This window comes from Cognataquiflexum rubidum (assembly GCF_022538115.1).
GTDB lineage: Bacteria > Bacteroidota > Bacteroidia > Cytophagales > Cyclobacteriaceae > Cognataquiflexum > Cognataquiflexum rubidum.
Genome location: NZ_JAKZAL010000009.1, coordinates 1 through 16,328 on the forward strand (window position 1 = coordinate 1; position 16,328 = coordinate 16,328).

The following is a 16,328-nucleotide window of genomic DNA, read 5'->3' on the forward strand; positions in this document are numbered from 1 at the left end:
TATTTCGGTCAAAAGCTTTTTGACAGACTCATCATTGCTTCAATTTATCCTTACTGGAATGATTGCGGATAATCATATAAAATAATTTCTGAAAGCTCATTTATTAATATGACTTCAATCTCTTTCACTTTTTTTAACTGAAAGTCATTTGTTAAAAAATAATCAGATTTTGATTGGATTCCTGAAGCAATTTGGATAGCATCAGGGGTTTTTATACCATACTTCGCCCTCAATTCTGCTGCTTGAAAAGCTGTTTCTTGGTTGATATCGAAAATATTGAAATTATCGGAACCGGAAAGAATTCGCCTGTATTTCAAGGCCAATTCATATATACCCAATTTCAAAGGATGAATTAAAATCTCGGTGATAGTTAAAACAGACGATGCCATTAAGATTCCTCCATCTTCATTGGCTTTAAAAAATACATTCAATGTTTCTTGATATTGGGAATTTCCTTCAATCAAATATATTAATGGAGCAGTATCCAAAAAATAAAGTTTCTGCAAAAATTCCGGTTTTAATCCCACTCCCGTTCTTCTTTAATATAATTGTCCAAGTCAACTCCTTTCCAAACTTCAGAACCTAGATTTTGTAGATCCGATAATTTTATCCCTGTATTACTTGAGGTATGTGGACTTAGCTTTAGGATCAATTTTTCCAAAATTTCCAGTTGTTCTTTGTCACCAAGTGTATCTATATCATGAAGGATTTCTTCTATTTTTTCGGAAGGTTTCATGTTTATCCTATTTTAATCCACCTAATTTAACTGTAATTTATTCGACAACGATATCTGAAAACCAGATAAATTTTACCCCGGCGTCATTTTTATGTTCGGTAGCAAACTTGACCCCTTTGAATTCCTGCTCATTTTCCCAAGTTATCGGTCGTCCTTCCAAGCCATTTCCTCTTCTGAAAACCCATTCTTTGATCAGGTGGTTTTCATCCAAAAACAAGTCATAAGCATCTCCCGGAGTATAGCCATCGACATCATTGTAGACAATGGTCAACTGTGTGGTCTCCAAACCGGAGATTGGCGCTTTGATGTTTTCTATCACAGTGAAAGTGTATCCTTTGTCCCAAACCAACTGAAAGGGGAACATCAGCCAATATTTGTCATTGATAAAGCCTCCGTCAGCTTCCGGCATTTGCTCTTTTGGAAGGTCAAGGCTGTAGGTATAGCTCGTGTCAGCGTCAGCAAATTCCACAGTCCTTTCTTTGATATTCCACTTCCAATTCCTTGTCCGTAGGGTTTCGGGATTTGGCTGCACATTCCATTGGTAGGCTATAGAGTTAATTTTGTCAAAATTCTCATAACCATACGCTTTGGCAACTTTCATGGGTAGGGTATCTTCTTCTTTTTTGGCACAGGAAAACATCACTGTCAAGGAAAGAAGGAGGAGGGGCAGGGTTCTGGATTTCATAAGTGTTGGATTTGGTCTTACAGATTCATTTCCAATTTATTGTTTTCTTTTGGAAAAACAGATGCCATCCATGTATGATTAGCTAACCTTCTTGCTCTCCATCCAATTCTTCAGTTTTTTTCTTTCTAATAAAAAATAGAGTGGTTTGAAGACAGGCAGAATTCTGTTGATCAGCATGGTTGCCTGAAAAAGCCTGGAAGGATAGATTTTCTTTTTTCCCTTGGATACACCTTTGATGATATGAAGGGCCACGATTTGGACGGATTGGACAGGGTAGGCTTTTGGGATTTCTTTTCCTGCACTTTTGAAAAAATCGGTATCTGTGGCCGAGGGATATACCATTGTAATCCAATCTTCCTCTCCTTCACTCCTGATAGTTTCCACAAACTGATGGATAGAGGCTTTGGTAGCAGCATAAGCAGCATACCCCGGAACAGGCCAATAAGACATCGCTGAGGCAGTCACCACCAGTCTGCAGGGATGATGCACCTGCATTGGTTTCAGAATTTTGGCTGTTTCAATAGGGGAGAGGACGTTGATTTGCAGCATTCTGGAGAAAGTTTCTAGGTCAGTATTTTCCCAGAGTCCGAATTTTGCAAAGCCCGCATTGGCAAAAAAGTAGTCAACCGTGTTCAAGTTAAGTTGGATCCAATCAAAAATCACCGAGACACTACCCGGTTTGGTTAGGTCTAAAGTCAGGGTGTGGATTTGGGAAGATGTTTTGGGGAGGATTTCCAAACCTTCTTGATTGATGTCAATAGCCAGGATTTTATTACCGTTTCCTGCAAGTTGGTGGACCAGCTCTTTTCCTATTCCGGAGGCCGCACCGGTGATTACGATATGCTTATTGCTGATCACCATTTTGTTCGGGCAAAGGAAACTCCATGTAGAACGGATTGATCTTCACACAAAGTAACGGTTTGAGTTTGCTGATGTCAGGGAAATAATCGGAATTCACTTTCATTGATTCTATTTTGGCAAACTTTCCCCACCCATGACCTTTAGGGTCGGTCAAAAATGTTTTCCCTTCCAATTCCTGAAAAAGTTTGATGGGAAGCAATTTGGTGGTCGCGGGGAAGGGTATTCCACCCGAACTGATTTTGCAAAAAAGTATGGGATCTTCTTCGAACCCAACACCGATGGTTTCTGTCTTTCCGTTTTTGAGCCAGATGATAGGGACAGTTTCCTTTGGAATCCCCCATTTGTACCTGCCGTTTTCAGTACTTGATTTGGAATCCACATAGATTTTGGTGATGGTCTGTCTATTGACAGGACTGAATCTTCCGGGAATAAAAAGCAATTCATTATAAGGGCCTGCAGGAGACTCAGTATACCTGACTAGCATGACATAACCGAGCCCCCCTTTGAATTTCCCTTTTAATTCTTCCTTCAAAAACCCGTTTTGCTCTACCCATTCTTTCTTGAATTTGTAGGCAAGGATGATTCCCTCTCCCTTCAGTTTCCAAGGTCCTGCAAAGTAGTAATCGGGTTTTTTGGGTCCGTTCATGGCTATCTTCTGGTTAGGATGTAGTCTGTAGGAATCGGTTCCAGTCCGGCATTTCGCACAAGCAACATCACCTGACCTCTATGGTAGCTTGAATGGTTGATGATGTGAAACATGATGTCTTTGATGGTATTTTGATAAGAATGACCTTGGCTATTTTGGTAGGAAATAATCTTATCAAGCTCATTATTTTCAAGTATTTTTTTGGAAATCAGGTAATTTTCCTCGTTCATTTCTGAGAAAACTTCTACAGAGTGAACCTGCCAAATTTTAAAAAATGGTTTTTTTCCTAAGATCCTTGCGTTCCAGACGTGGTGTGCATTGATCATATGGCTATAAATCTCGATGGCTTTTGGTGGAAGGCTTGCTTTGTTTTCGACCAATAGGTCAATGGTAGAACTGTTACTTTTCTGGATGTACTCCAAAAGGTCATGGATAGCAATTTTCATGTGTGGGTGTTGGTTTAATTTCAGGGATATTTTCCCGAATCAGTCGTAGAATAGTTTAGAGTCTTTAGTTGGCATTTATTGCGCAATATTAGTTTTAATTTCAAATCAAGAAATGATTTTCCTAATTAATTGTAAGGTGAAGGACTGATACAGGTCCAACCCCCATCTATGATCAGGTTTTGTCCCGTAATATGTCTTGCTTCTTCAGATACCAAATAGTAGGCAGTCTGGGCTATGTCTTTGACTGTAGCCGGCCGGCCCATGGGCGTAATGCGGGACCATGTTTTTTCGTAATCAGGATCTGAGGCGGTTCTTGATGTCAAGGTAGCGCCGGGTGAGACGGTATTGACATTGATGTGGTACTCTGACAATTCTATCACCAAATTCTTTGCCAACATTTCGATAGCTGCCTTGCTCATGGCATAAGCTGCAAGGTTCTTATGGGCCTGATGGGCAGTTACTGAAGAGGTAAATAGAAGGGAGCCACCGGTTTTTTGTTTTTTCATCAACCTGGCTGCTGCTTGGGCAAGGAAAAAAGTACCACCGGCATTGACACGCATAACTTCAAAAAAATCAGCAGGAGAATATCCGAAGAAATCACCATACAGTGTAATTCCTGCATTGGCGACGACAATATCCAGTTTTCCAAACTCCCGCTCTGCCAAACCGACCATTTCCTGAATGAATACCGTATCTCCCGAATCCCCGGATATTCCCAAAACTTTTCCTTTAGCTTCTTTCAGAATTTCCGCCACGGCTTCTTCTGTCAGGCTTTTCTCAATATCGTTCAAAATAATATGAAGCCCATTACTTGCCAAAACCCTGGCGATTTCCAAGCCGATGCCCTGACCGGCTCCGGTGATCAGGGCAACTTTATCATGGTTTTTCATCATTGTTGGATTTAATGTGAATCTCGTTTCACTACAGGCCCTGATGCTCCTTTGAGAAAATCAAAATCTACGCCTTCATGCGCCTGGGTTACATTCTGTATAAACATGTTGACATATCCTCTGTCATAACCTAGCTGTACTGGCTGAAAGGATGCTCTCCGTTTTGCCAATTCCTCGTCCGAAACTTCCAAATTCAAAGTACGGTTAGGCACGTCGAGTTGGATCCAATCCCCGTTTTGCACCAAGGCGAGGTTGCCGCCAATCGCTGATTCGGGGGAAACGTGAAGCACTACGGTACCGTAACCGGTTCCACTCATCCTGCCATCCGAAATCCTCACCATGTCTTTGACTCCCTGTTGGATGATTTTCATTGGCAGTTGCATATTGCCTACTTCCGGCATACCGGGATAGCCTCTTGGTCCAACATTTTTCAACACCAAAACAGAATCAGGAGTGACATCCAGGTCGGGATCGTCCAATCTTTTCTTATAATCATCGATATCTTCGAATACTACTGCCTGACCACGGTGTTGGAGTAGGGAAGGAGTGGCTGCGGAAGGTTTCAAAACGGCTCCTTCCGGACAGAGATTACCTTTTAGGACCGCAATGCCTGACTCGGGTTTGAAAGGTTTTTCTAAAGTGCCGATCAGGTTTCTGTCCCAACATTCGGCATTTAGGACGTTTTCGCCGAGTTTCTTCCCATTCGCGGTGATGGTATCGAGGTGCAATAAGGAAGAAACTTCCCGCATCACGGCAGGCAATCCGCCGGCATAGAAGAGGTCTTCTACAAAGTTTTCCCCTGATGGCTGCACATTGGCAATCAAAGGGATATGGGTAGAATGTTTGTCAAAATCATCAATGGAAAGTTCTATGCCCATCCTTCCTGCGATCGCCAACAAATGGAGGATGAAATTGGTAGAACCTCCCAAAGCAGCATTGACCATAATGGCATTTTCAATAGATTTCCGGGTCAGGATATCACTCATTTTCAGGTCTTCTTTGACCATCTCTACAATCCTGATTCCTGACATATGCGCCAGGACTTTCCTTCTCGAATCGGCTGCAGGAATGGTGGCATTGTCCGGCAAGCTCAATCCTAATGACTCAACCATGGCAGCCATCGTGGAGGCTGTTCCCATCGGGGCGCAGTGGCCCTGCGACCTCGCCATGGCAGCTTCTGCTGCGGTGAAATCTTCCTGAGAGAGTTCCCCTTTTTTGAATTCCTCAGCAAATCTCCAAAGATCTGAAGTGCCGATTTTTCTTCCTTTGAATCTTCCCGCGAGCATCGGTCCACCTGAGACGACGATGGTGGGCAAGTTGACACTGGCAGCACCCATAACCAGTGAAGGTGTGGTTTTGTCACAACCACACATCAGGACTACACCGTCCATGGGATTGGCGCGGATGCTTTCCTCCACGTCCATGCTGGCGAGATTTCGGAATAGCATGGCGGTCGGTTTGATGGAGCATTCTCCCAAAGACATTACCGGAAATTCCAATGGAAATCCGCCGGCTTCCCAGATTCCCCGCTTGAGGGCTTCGGCAAGTTCGCGGAAATGGGCATTACAGGGAGTGAGTTCGGAGTAGGTATTGCAGATGCCGATGACCGGCCTGCCTTCAAAAAGGTGGTGGGGAAATCCCTGGTTTTTCATCCATGCGCGATAGATAAAGCCGTCTTTTCCTTTGCGGCCAAACCACTCTTGGCTGCGCAATTTCTTTTCTTCCATGACAATGGGTTTATTGGTTTGAATTGGTGGAGAATTTAGGAAATGTTTTGGAGTAAAAGGAAAAGATAGGTAAAAATGTTACCTGCGGAGGCAAATGGTTTTATAGCACTCGCTTCTTATTTTCTATTGTTGGCTATTCATATTTCAAAATGAGTTGGTAAAGAAAAAAATCTCAAAATGGAAATAAAGAGATAAGTATACTACATAATTGATCCTTGAAAATACCCAGTATTGGTTATTTATATCCTTAGTAATTTTCCTTAGTTTTGAGCGTTGGAAGATTGAAATCCAAGATTTGGATACTACAAACCTCTTGATAAATTTTTAACTCAAAAATAATCTGTCCCATGAAGTATAAAAGTTTAGCTCTGATAACAATGATTCTTTTTTTAATAGCCGGCTGTGACCCAAAGTATAGGAATGGAATTTACCCTGAAACTGTCGCCAATTTAGAGTTTTTGAATTCCCCTTTTGATGATGTCAACAGTGATATATCCACACATAACGATGGTTTTATGCTTACCTATTCTTCAAATGGGCCTAGCCAAGGACGTAGGTTTGAACTTGTAGCAAGAAGTTTTTTAGCTATTTGGGACCAAGAAACAGGGGTGTTAAGGTTAGCTGCCGAATGGGGCCAAGGTCCTGTCAATGTTGAACGTCTAGCCAAGTCACCCTGCAACCAAAAAGGACCCTACACGGTCAGGAGCAAAACAGGAGGTGTAAGTTTATTTTATTCGACTGATTGCAATGGAACCTACAAAATTTATCATGGGGATAACGAACTGTCCGCTTTTGATAAAGATTCAAACAATCTAAAATTGTTTGAATCAGAGAGCAATGAAATGTATCCGAGTTTTTTTGGCAAAAATTTTCTCAAATCCATTCCGATTGGTCATGACCGGAATGGTATTCCGGAGAAATTGATATTCTGTTCAGATGTAGAGGGTAAGTTCAACATTTATGAAGTTGACCTCCCATTGAATGGTGAATTTGAAAGCCTCTTTGACCAGTCAATAGCTGCAAATCCTACAAAATTGTCACTTAATAGTGAAGGCAACGACCACGCACCATCCGTATTTGGAGACCTTTTGGTTTTTGCATCTGATAGACCGGGTGGGTTTGGTGGTTATGACTTATATTATTCAAAAAATATTAATGGTACTTGGACTTCACCCATCAATTTTGGGGAAAGAATCAATTCAGCATATAATGAATTTCGACCTGTTGTTAATTCTGAACATTTTGGATTCACAAACCAATTGATGATTTTCTCCTCCGACAGACCAGGAGGAAAAGGGGGATTTGATCTGTACTATGTGGGAATTCCTAAGAATTGACAAAACCAAAAAAACCTGAGTGATGAGCTCAGGTTTTTTTATCTATTGGTTCTTGTTTTTGCCCAGTTTTGGTTAGTCATGTTCTTAATAATAATCATTAGTTTTAAGCGTTTGGAGATTAAACCCAAGACCTGGATTCATATTATGAAAAGTTTAGCCCATTTTCCGATACTTTTGATCTTCATTGGCATCTTTTCTTTTTTTTCCTGTAGCACATTTGAAACTCCAAAAGAAGAAGTGGCTGTTTTTTGGAAACAGTCGCTAAGTTTCCAAGAAGGACTTACACATGCCAAAGAAATCAACGGAAAGCTTTTCGCTGCGTCGAAAACCAGAATATACAGTGATGCGACCCTTTTTGGAATTAACAAATATTATGATCTGAGTCCTTTTTTACCTAACAATTTCTCCTACAGACTTCCAATCTCAGACCAACTCATGGCGACCATCAACTCCGATGAGCTGATCCTCATGCCCCTTGGAAAGCCTTTTGAAGAAGATGCTCTTATAATTAAGATGAAGGATCTTGACCCATTATTTAGTGGTTTCACCCAAATCTATTTTAGATACGGTGACCAGATAGGTATTGATCCAAATGGCCATGTGCTGGTACCTTACGACTCACCAAAAAGTCCCGGAGTATCAAAATACACTCCTAATTTCCTTTGGCTCAAGACAGCAGTCATTGACGGCAAGGTTGAGATATTGGAACAGAAACTAATCAAAGAAGAATTTTTCGATGGTTGGGTAAGTATTTATAATTTTAAGGTATTTGATAATTTTATAAGAGTCACGATCGGAAATAAGACTTTTGATTTCGATCAAAACGGAAATATGGAACTGCGTTTTGAATCTTATACCAAATCCGTACAGGTAGGAAATGACATCATCACATTTGCTAGTGCGGGATTTGAAACATTTCCCTTGATGGTTTATAAATCCGACCTGTCAGGAAAAACCCCTGAGTTGATCGGTACTTATAACTCCGACCAAGTCTCCAAAGAAGACCGAAGACGTATTGGGTATTACTTTGATAACATATCAAGTATAAACGACACCATTGTCCTCATCGAAGAGGAATCGATTTTTCGTCTGTCCATGAATGACCAAGCTATAAAATTGTTCCCGCTCGACAATGTAGGTCTTATAGGTACCTACTTAACATCTATCAGTCTACTTGACAATTCAACGGTCTTCGTTACCACAGGCTGCGAAGCTCTTGGGAATAACTGCAGTGGTGGATTCTACAAACCTCTTGATAAGTTTTTAACTCAAAAATAATCTGTCCCATGAAGTATAAAAGTTTAGCTCTGATAACAATGATTCTTTTTTTGGTAGCTGGATGCTTTCCAAAAATCAAATACAAAACCGGAAAATTCCCTGAGGAAGTAACTTCGTTTGATATATTGAACACCCAATATGATGAGATGAACATGGATTTAAAGATGATTTTTGGGAGTACCATCATGGTATATTCATCAAACTATCCAAACTTTGGGAATCATTTTGACCTGATAAGTAAGGTCATTGAATTTTCTTTTGATCAAGAAAATGGAAATTTATTTTTCAAAGAAAAACATGGTCCGGTAAATAATCATTCAATAAAACTGAGCGAGCAACTGTATCAAATCAACGACCCTTGTAACCAACGCGGGCCTTATTCTTTCCAGGAAGGCAACGGTAATTATGTCTTTCTGTACTCATCCGACTGTGATGGACTTAGTAAAATAGCTATGAATACGCAAGGTATTACTTCTGCAAATTCCCGAAAAACCAATGAAAAATTGAGATTTATGGAAGAAGACAGCAACGAAATGTACCCAAGCCTTTATGGGAAGAATTTTAGGAAGACAATTGATCATGCGGAGGAAATGAATGGGAAACCCGAGAAATTGATTTTTACTTCGGACGCAGATGGTAAATTCGATATTTATGAGGTTGATATTCCTGAGGGAGTTGTTGTTTCCGATTTTATGCAGGACAAACAAAATTTTCAACCAAGAAAATTAACAATAAACAGTTCTTCCAATGACCATGCACCTGCTGTTTTTGGTGATATTTTGGTTTTTGCTTCCGACAGACCGGGGGGATTCGGGGGATATGACCTGTATTACTCCCAATTCAAAAATGGAACTTGGACTTCTCCGGTAAACTTTGGGGAAAGAATAAATTCTGCAAGTGATGAATTCAGACCTGTTGTTTATTTTGATCATGGAAGCTTTGAAAATTTACTGATGATTTTCTCCTCTGACCGTCCTGGAGGAAAAGGTGGATTTGATCTGTATTATGTGGGGATTCCTAAGAATTGACAAAACCAAAAAAACCTGAGTAATGAGCTCAGGTTTTTTTAATCTATTTCTTGTGATGGTTTTAGAAAAGCAACTTTCCAACCTTCCAACCTTCAAATTTTTCAATCTTCCAATTTTACAATCTTTCAATCTCTGCACCGAGTGCATTCAATCTCTTATCGATAAATTGATACCCGCGGTCGATCTGCTCGATATTATCAATGATGGATGTGCCTTCAGCAGAAAGAGCTGCGATCAACAAAGAAACCCCTGCCCTTATATCAGGAGAAGTCATGCGGATTCCTCTGAGTGGATATTTTCTATCCAACCCGATAACAGTAGCTCTGTGAGGATCGCAAAGGATAATCTGCGCACCCATGTCGATCAGCTTATCGACAAAGAAGAGACGGCTTTCGAACATCTTCTGATGTACCAAAACAGTTCCCTTTGCCTGTGTGGCGGTGACCAAAATGATACTGAGCAAATCAGGAGTGAATCCCGGCCAAATCGCATCGGCGACAGTCAGGATCGAACCGTCGATGAACGTTTCGATTTCGTAATGCTTCTGTGCGGGGATAAAAATATCATCTCCACGGAATTCCATTTTGATTCCCATTCTTTTGAAAGTATCGGGAATGATACCCAATCGATGGATTTGGGCGTCCTTGATGGTGATTTCGGATTGGGTCATGGCAGCGAGGCCGATAAATGATCCGATCTCAATCATATCCGGAAGCATGGTATGTTCTGTGCCTTTGAGAGATTTGACTCCTTCGATATGTAAAAGGTTGGAACCCACACCGGTGATTTTTGCACCCATACGGTTGAGCATATCGCAAAGCTGCTGCAGGTAAGGTTCGCAGGCGGCATTGTATATGGTGGTTTTGCCTTCTGCCATCACTGCGGCCATGACGATATTGGCTGTTCCGGTCACGGAAGCCTCATCCAATAGCATGTAGGCACCTTTCAGGTTTTTGCCATCGATATGAAAAATCTCTCTTTTGCTGTCGTAGTGAAATTCGGCCCCGAGTTTTTGGAAACCGTAAAAGTGGGTATCCATTCTCCTACGACCGATTTTGTCACCTCCGGGCTTAGATAATCTTCCATGTCCAAACCTTCCCAAAAGTGGGCCAAGGATCATCACAGAACCTCGGAGTGCAGATGCTTTTTTGAGAAAATCATCCGTATCGAGGTACTTCAGGTCAACATTATCTGCTTGAAAAGTATAAGATTCTGGACCGATTTTTTCCACTCTGACCCCCATGTCAGACAAAAGCTCAATGAGCTTATTGACATCTCTGATATCAGGGATTTTGTGGATGGTGATTTTGTCGGGAGAAAGAAGCACCGCGCAAAGGATTTGGAGTGCTTCGTTTTTTGCGCCTTGGGGAACGATCTCCCCCTTCAGTTTGAGGCCGCCTTTTACTTTGAATGAAGACATTTATCTACGCTTTTTGGAATGGCCGCCGCTGTTATTGTTTCTTCTTCTGTCATTGCCTCCGCTAGAAGTAAACTTTCTTCTGTTGTTATTGGAAGTGGCCTCGGGCTCAGATGGCAATTTGAAATCTCTTCGGGTGTTGGTTTCAAAAAGTCCCATCTCACGGACTTTCTCCAAGTCGATGTGCAATTTGCCTTTGGATAGGGTTTTGATATCGTCCAGGATGATGCCGTCATCAAAATTTTCTCTGTTCCATGTCGAGTGAAAACTTCTCATCAGCTGACCGATATAAATGATCGCAGCTTCCTGCTCTTCATCGTCCTCGATTTCAACTGCTTTTTCGATCAGTTTTTCAATGTTTCTGCCGTAATGTTTGAATTTGATTTCTCCTTTTGGATAGCCAATTGGAGCTGGCTTTTTGTTAAGCAATTCCCTCTGAGGGCTTGGATAAGGTCCGTCCACATCGAGTGCAAAATCAGACATGATGTGCAGGTCGTCCCAAATTTTTTGGTCGTTTTCTGCTTTCATGGATGGGTTGAGCTGCTTCACCATCTCTACCAAAAGGTAAGCACTTTGGGTGCGCTTCTCCCTGTCTTCCATTTCGGAAATGTAAATGGAAAGACGCTGTATGTTTTTTCCGTATTCTTTCAATATGACTGAATGCTTATCTGTGATTTCCTGGTTGCTCATAATGTCTCCCGTTTGCACGATTGTTAAAGTAAAAAAACTTTTAAAGTGGGATTGGTCTATTCGATGATTCGAAGCTTCGCAAAGCTAAGTAATAATGTCTTCTCTCCAAAATTATCGAATTGAATGCTCGCTTTTCTGTTAATTCCTTCAGTTTCGATTTTGCTCACAAGTCCAAAACCGAATTTTGGATGCTCCACTTTGGCCCCTTCCTTGAGGTTGTTGGTGTTGGAGGGTTTAAAATCAGGGCTTGGCGTATGGATTTTGGCCGTTGTCATCGGTCTTTGGCTTTGGTTTTTGATGCCGACAAAACCGGCTCTTCCTTCGCTTGACTCATTTCTCAAAGCTCCCGCAAGTGCAGAAGTCATTCTTTTGTTGACTTTGATACACATCGGATCGACCTCCTCGAGGAAGCGGCTCGGTTCACAATTCAGCAACCGACCAAAACGGTAACGTGTCAAAGCATAAGTCAGGTACAATTTGTCCATCGCCCGGGTGGAGGCTACATAAAAGAGCCTTCTTTCCTCTTCCAAGTCTTCCCTGCTTTGCATCATCATCTGTGAAGGAAAAAGGTCCTCTTCCATTCCTACGACAAAAACCTGCTTGAATTCCAATCCCTTGGAGGAGTGGATGGTCATCAAAGTGACAGCATCCGTGGTGTCTTTATTCCGATCGTTGTCAGTCAGTAATGCAATTTCCTGAAGGAAAGCGCCAAGACTTTTTTCAGGGTTTTCGGGATTGTCCACATATTCTTTGATCGCATTGAGCAATTCCTGTACGTTTTCGTAGCGGTTTAGACCTTCGATGGTTTTGTCTTCATACAGATCCTTCAGCAAGCCTGACTGCTTGGCAATGCTCGATGAAGCTTCAAAAGCGTCTTTCCTCTCTACCTCGATCCCAAAACTTTTGATCATTGTGCAGAAATCATCCACAGAATTGGCAGCCCGTCCACCCAAGAAACTGGCTGCGTTTTGGATCACATCCCAAAGCGGGATATCGTGCTCATAGGCCGCGACCAGCATTTTTTCGACTGTCGTATCGCCGATTCCTCTTTTGGGATAATTGATGATCCGCTTGAATGCTTCCTCGTCTTCATGGTTGACCACAAAGCGGAGGTAAGCCAAAAGGTCTTTGATTTCCTTCCTTTGGTAAAATGACAAACCCCCAACGATTTTGTAGGTGATGTTCATTTTCCTCAAGGCTTCCTCAATGGACCTGGATTGGGAGTTGGTGCGGTAGAGTACAGCAAAGTCGCTGTTGTTGAGTTTTTTGTTGTTTTTCTCTTCGAAAATTGTGGTGGCCACCAATCTGCCTTCCTCATTATCCGAGCTGGCTTTGATAAGTTCGATCAAGTCACCTTCCGTATTTTGAGTCCAGATGTCTTTCTTGAGCTGGGCTTTATTTTTGGCAATGATGCTGTTGGCAGCCTGTACGATATTTTTGGTAGAGCGGTAGTTTTGCTCGAGTTTGACGACAAATAGATCCGGATAGTCCTTCTCAAAATTCAGGATATTCTGAATGTCTGCACCGCGAAAGGCGTAGATACTCTGCGCATCGTCACCTACCACACAGATGTTTTGGTGGACTGCTGCGAGTTTTTTGGTAATAAGGTATTGGGAAACGTTGGTATCCTGAAACTCATCCACCATCACATATTTGAAGCGCTGCTGGTATTTGTTGAGCACATCTAGGTGGTCTCTGAAAAGGACATTGGTATTGAAAAGCAAGTCATCAAAATCCATGGCGCCGGATCTGAAAAGCCGTTTTTGGTAGTTTTTGTATACTTCTCCCATGCGGGGTTTCATTGCCGCATCATCGTCTGATTTGATGAAGGGATCATTGAGGTAGGTTTCCCAGGCGATCAACCTGTTTTTGGCTCCGGAAATCCGAGACAGGACTGTACTTGGTTTGTACACTTTGTCATCCAGCTTCATCTCCTTGACGATGGTCCTGATCAACGACTTGCTGTCATCGGTGTCATAGATGGTGAAGTTGGAGGGATAACCGATTTTGTCAGCTTCTACCCGGAGGATTTTGGCAAAAGTGGAGTGAAAAGTTCCCATCCAGGTATTGCGGGCATCGAGCCCGATGAGTTTTTCGATGCGGAGTTTCATTTCCGCAGCGGCTTTATTGGTAAAAGTCAAGGAGAGAATATTGAAAGGATCGACTCCTTTGGCATGGATCAGGTGGGCAATCCGGTAAGTGAGTACCCTTGTCTTTCCTGAACCGGCACCTGCGATGATCATCACCGGGCCATCTGTATGTTCTACTGCGTCTCTTTGGGGGGGATTGAGTCCTTTTAAATAATCCATGCGTCAATTTAATCCAACAAGTCTCAAAGTTAAGGATTTTGGATGGGCAATTGAAATTAAGTTTTGATATCCTACTTTGTCTTCCAATTTAAATTTATTACTTTAGTCAAAATAAATTGTTGTCAGGTCAAACTGATAAAATCACTGAGAGTACAGAAATATAAAATGTAAGAATTATGAGAAATCCCATTTATTCCGTTATTATATTTCTAGGAGTCTTAGGTGGTCTTTTGTTTATTGGCTGCAATTCTAAAAAATCTGAATGTTTAGAGGCTGAGATTCCAATAGAATCAACTTGGAAAAATAATGCCGACTGCTCCCTAAATTCCAATATTGAATTGGATGATCAAAGAACATTGAGGATTAGAAGGCAATCCGATCTTGAACCTTTATTGGGTTGTGTGGAAGGGCTTCAAGAGATTGATTTTGAAAAAAATTTTTTATTCGTAGCGAGAATCCAACACCATCAATATGGAGTAGTGCAAGGGCAAAAAATTGTACGCAATTGCCATGGTGATTACGCACTTGAAGTAAAACTGAAGGTAACAGATTTTCAATTAATTACTACAATTTATTCATTTGCAATTGTTCCTATAAATCTGGTTAACACAAAGATTAATTTCAATGTCAACACTAATTTATAGAGAAACCAATAATACTTTAGGATTTTTTTCCCCTAGAGAGATTTAGTGTCATTGAAGTTTTTAGAAACTTACTTCCACCTGTTGTGGCTCCAGAGATAAATCTCAGGCTGTTCGCGGATTCCTTTTTCAGTCAATTTGATAAATAAGTCAGTGATGCTGTGTTCGGGTGAATTGTCGTAGGGAGGAGCGGCAATCAGCTCATAATTGATGGAGTAGTGCCCTCTTTTGGGTCTTTTGATATGTCCATAAAAAACAGCGTGTCCATAGCGCTTGGCAAGTTTCTCAGGTCCTTCAAAAAACGCGGTTTTCCGGTTCATAAATTGAGCAGAATATCTTGTCTCAGCATGGGTTGGTCTTTGGTCAGCACCCAACCCAATAGCTCTTGGGGTTTTCCTGTTTTTGAGGTAATTGCGTGAAAATTCCGCTTTTTCTACCAAGGTACCCCCAAATCTCCCCCGGATATTCTGCATCAGACGGTCAAAAAATGGGTTGTTGATCCGGAGGTAAACAGCCTCTAGCCTCGGGTCAACGAGATTTTTGAATGCAATCACCTGACCCTCCCAATTGATAAAATGGCCGCTGACCAAAATTACAATTTCTCCATTATCGATTTTCTCAATGACCATTTTTGAATTACTGACTTTAAATCTTTCTGAGACTTCTGATGGGGTCATGCTGTAAAACCTGATGGTTTCAGCAAAAGAATCGGTCAGGGTTCTAAAAAATTTTTTAGCTATGGCTTTTCTTTCTGCTTCCGATTTTTCTGGGAATGAATATGCGAGGTTCTCAAAGATGACTTTTTGTCTGTATTTCAAAAGATGGTATCCTATTAGATACAAGATATCGGTAAAGATATACAATACCCAAAGGGGTAAAAAAGATATCAGTTTGAATAGGTACATGCGTTAAAATCTGGAAGTAAGATTTCTGCGTTATTTTTTGCAAAGCTCAAAATAAGCCAAAAGCATGGACTTTATTCAAAAACATTAGTGATAAATTCTTCCAATGCTTACTTTTGAATCTTATGTCTGAAGTTCAGAGAAAAAAATATTCCGAACAGGAAAAGAGTAAAATCTTCGATCAGGAGTTTATGCCAAACATAGATTCCATGTATAATTTTGCCTACAGGCTGACATTTGACGAGGATGATGCCAAAGATTTGGTACAGGACACCTACCTCAAAGCTTTTCGGTTTATCAACTCTTTCGAGCAGGGAACCAATGCCAAAGCGTGGCTGTTCCGTATCTTGAAAAATTCCTTCATCAACGATTATAGAAAGAAGAGCAAGCAACCTGCAAAAATTGATTATCAGGAAGTTGAAACTTATTACAATTCGGATGATGTTGACTACACGAGTACCACTGACCTGAGGGTAGATGCTGTCAAGGATATGCTGGGCGACGAAATATCCAACGCGCTCAACAGTCTGGCGGTAGATTTCAGGACGGTAATCATCCTGTGCGATCTTGAAGGGTTCACCTACGAAGAGATGGCCAAAATATTAGACATACCGATCGGGACAGTCAGGTCAAGATTACACCGGGCTAGGAACTTATTGAAAGACAAATTGCGTTCCTATGCATCGACAATGGGATATAGCACCGACGAGGAGGAGTAATCCCGAATCGATATAC

17 protein-coding genes are annotated in these 16,328 nt (G+C 41.5%); 5 read left to right on the plus strand and 12 right to left on the minus strand.

Translation table 11 applies throughout. From position 1 onward, the window contains the following. Positions 1–50: 50 nt before the first annotated feature. From MMU05_RS11090 to MMU05_RS11125, 8 genes are all read right to left on the minus strand, one after another. Positions 51–506, minus strand: a complete 456-nt coding sequence (locus tag MMU05_RS11090) for a type II toxin-antitoxin system VapC family toxin (RefSeq protein ID WP_241141753.1) — start codon at positions 504–506, stop codon at positions 51–53. 11 nt (positions 507–517) lie between these two features. Then, positions 518–736, minus strand: coding sequence for a hypothetical protein (locus tag MMU05_RS11095; RefSeq protein ID WP_241141754.1), 219 nt, complete (start codon positions 734–736; stop codon positions 518–520). Positions 737–773: 37 nt separating this feature from the next. Continuing rightward, the gene (locus tag MMU05_RS11100; protein WP_241141755.1) at positions 774–1,421 is read right to left on the minus strand and encodes a hypothetical protein; all 648 of its coding nucleotides are present in this window, start codon (positions 1,419–1,421) and stop codon (positions 774–776) included. Between the two features lie 78 nt (positions 1,422–1,499). Then, positions 1,500–2,282, minus strand: a complete 783-nt coding sequence (locus MMU05_RS11105; RefSeq protein WP_241141756.1) for an SDR family NAD(P)-dependent oxidoreductase — start codon at positions 2,280–2,282, stop codon at positions 1,500–1,502. Continuing rightward, positions 2,266–2,928, minus strand: a complete 663-nt coding sequence (locus MMU05_RS11110; RefSeq protein WP_241141757.1) for an acetoacetate decarboxylase family protein — start codon at positions 2,926–2,928, stop codon at positions 2,266–2,268. The genes MMU05_RS11105 and MMU05_RS11110 overlap by 17 nt, the downstream gene beginning before the upstream one ends. 2 nt (positions 2,929–2,930) lie before the next feature. Beyond that, a complete protein-coding gene (locus tag MMU05_RS11115) occupies positions 2,931–3,374 on the minus strand; it encodes a DinB family protein (protein WP_241141758.1) in 444 nt (147 codons plus the stop codon). A gap of 125 nt (positions 3,375–3,499) precedes the next feature. Further along, on the minus strand, positions 3,500–4,264 hold the full coding sequence (locus tag MMU05_RS11120; RefSeq protein WP_241141917.1) for an SDR family NAD(P)-dependent oxidoreductase: 765 nt from the start codon (positions 4,262–4,264) through the stop codon (positions 3,500–3,502). A gap of 11 nt (positions 4,265–4,275) precedes the next feature. Continuing rightward, positions 4,276–5,991 carry an IlvD/Edd family dehydratase gene (locus MMU05_RS11125; RefSeq protein WP_241141759.1) on the minus strand — a complete coding sequence of 572 codons (1,716 nt, stop codon included), beginning with the start codon at positions 5,989–5,991 and terminating at the stop codon, positions 4,276–4,278. Positions 5,992–6,368: 377 nt separating this feature from the next. Between MMU05_RS11125 and MMU05_RS11130 the strand changes: the two genes are divergently transcribed. The 3 genes from MMU05_RS11130 to MMU05_RS11140 all read left to right on the plus strand — a co-directional run bounded on the left by MMU05_RS11130 (position 6,369) and on the right by MMU05_RS11140 (position 9,634). Then, positions 6,369–7,328 carry a TolB-like translocation protein gene (locus MMU05_RS11130; RefSeq protein WP_241141760.1) on the plus strand — a complete coding sequence of 320 codons (960 nt, stop codon included), beginning with the start codon at positions 6,369–6,371 and terminating at the stop codon, positions 7,326–7,328. A gap of 144 nt (positions 7,329–7,472) precedes the next feature. Then, positions 7,473–8,606 (plus strand): hypothetical protein, encoded by a 1,134-nt coding sequence (locus MMU05_RS11135; RefSeq protein WP_241141761.1) that lies wholly within the window; start codon positions 7,473–7,475, stop codon positions 8,604–8,606. Positions 8,607–8,614: 8 nt separating this feature from the next. Further along, positions 8,615–9,634 carry a TolB family protein gene (locus MMU05_RS11140; protein ID WP_241141762.1) on the plus strand — a complete coding sequence of 340 codons (1,020 nt, stop codon included), beginning with the start codon at positions 8,615–8,617 and terminating at the stop codon, positions 9,632–9,634. A gap of 115 nt (positions 9,635–9,749) precedes the next feature. On the opposite strand, the gene murA is transcribed toward MMU05_RS11140, so the two are convergent. From murA to MMU05_RS11155, 3 genes are read right to left on the minus strand one after another with little or no spacing between them, the layout of a single operon-like run. Next, positions 9,750–11,054 (minus strand): UDP-N-acetylglucosamine 1-carboxyvinyltransferase, encoded by a 1,305-nt coding sequence (gene murA / locus MMU05_RS11145; RefSeq protein ID WP_241141763.1) that lies wholly within the window; start codon positions 11,052–11,054, stop codon positions 9,750–9,752. Further along, positions 11,055–11,741 carry a DUF4290 domain-containing protein gene (locus MMU05_RS11150; RefSeq protein ID WP_241141764.1) on the minus strand — a complete coding sequence of 229 codons (687 nt, stop codon included), beginning with the start codon at positions 11,739–11,741 and terminating at the stop codon, positions 11,055–11,057. A 56-nt stretch (positions 11,742–11,797) separates the two neighbouring features. Next, the gene (locus MMU05_RS11155) at positions 11,798–14,050 is read right to left on the minus strand and encodes an ATP-dependent helicase (protein WP_241141765.1); all 2,253 of its coding nucleotides are present in this window, start codon (positions 14,048–14,050) and stop codon (positions 11,798–11,800) included. A 176-nt stretch (positions 14,051–14,226) separates the two neighbouring features. On the opposite strand from MMU05_RS11155, the gene MMU05_RS11160 reads away from it, so the two are divergent. After that, positions 14,227–14,694, plus strand: coding sequence for a hypothetical protein (locus MMU05_RS11160; protein ID WP_241141766.1), 468 nt, complete (start codon positions 14,227–14,229; stop codon positions 14,692–14,694). A 68-nt stretch (positions 14,695–14,762) separates the two neighbouring features. On the opposite strand, the gene MMU05_RS11165 is transcribed toward MMU05_RS11160, so the two are convergent. Beyond that, positions 14,763–15,596, minus strand: coding sequence for a lysophospholipid acyltransferase family protein (locus MMU05_RS11165; protein ID WP_241141767.1), 834 nt, complete (start codon positions 15,594–15,596; stop codon positions 14,763–14,765). 122 nt (positions 15,597–15,718) lie between these two features. Here MMU05_RS11165 and MMU05_RS11170 point away from each other — a divergent pair, with 122 nt between their 5' ends. Further along, a complete protein-coding gene (locus MMU05_RS11170; protein WP_241141768.1) occupies positions 15,719–16,312 on the plus strand; it encodes a sigma-70 family RNA polymerase sigma factor in 594 nt (197 codons plus the stop codon). The last annotated feature ends 16 nt before the right edge of the window (positions 16,313–16,328 follow it).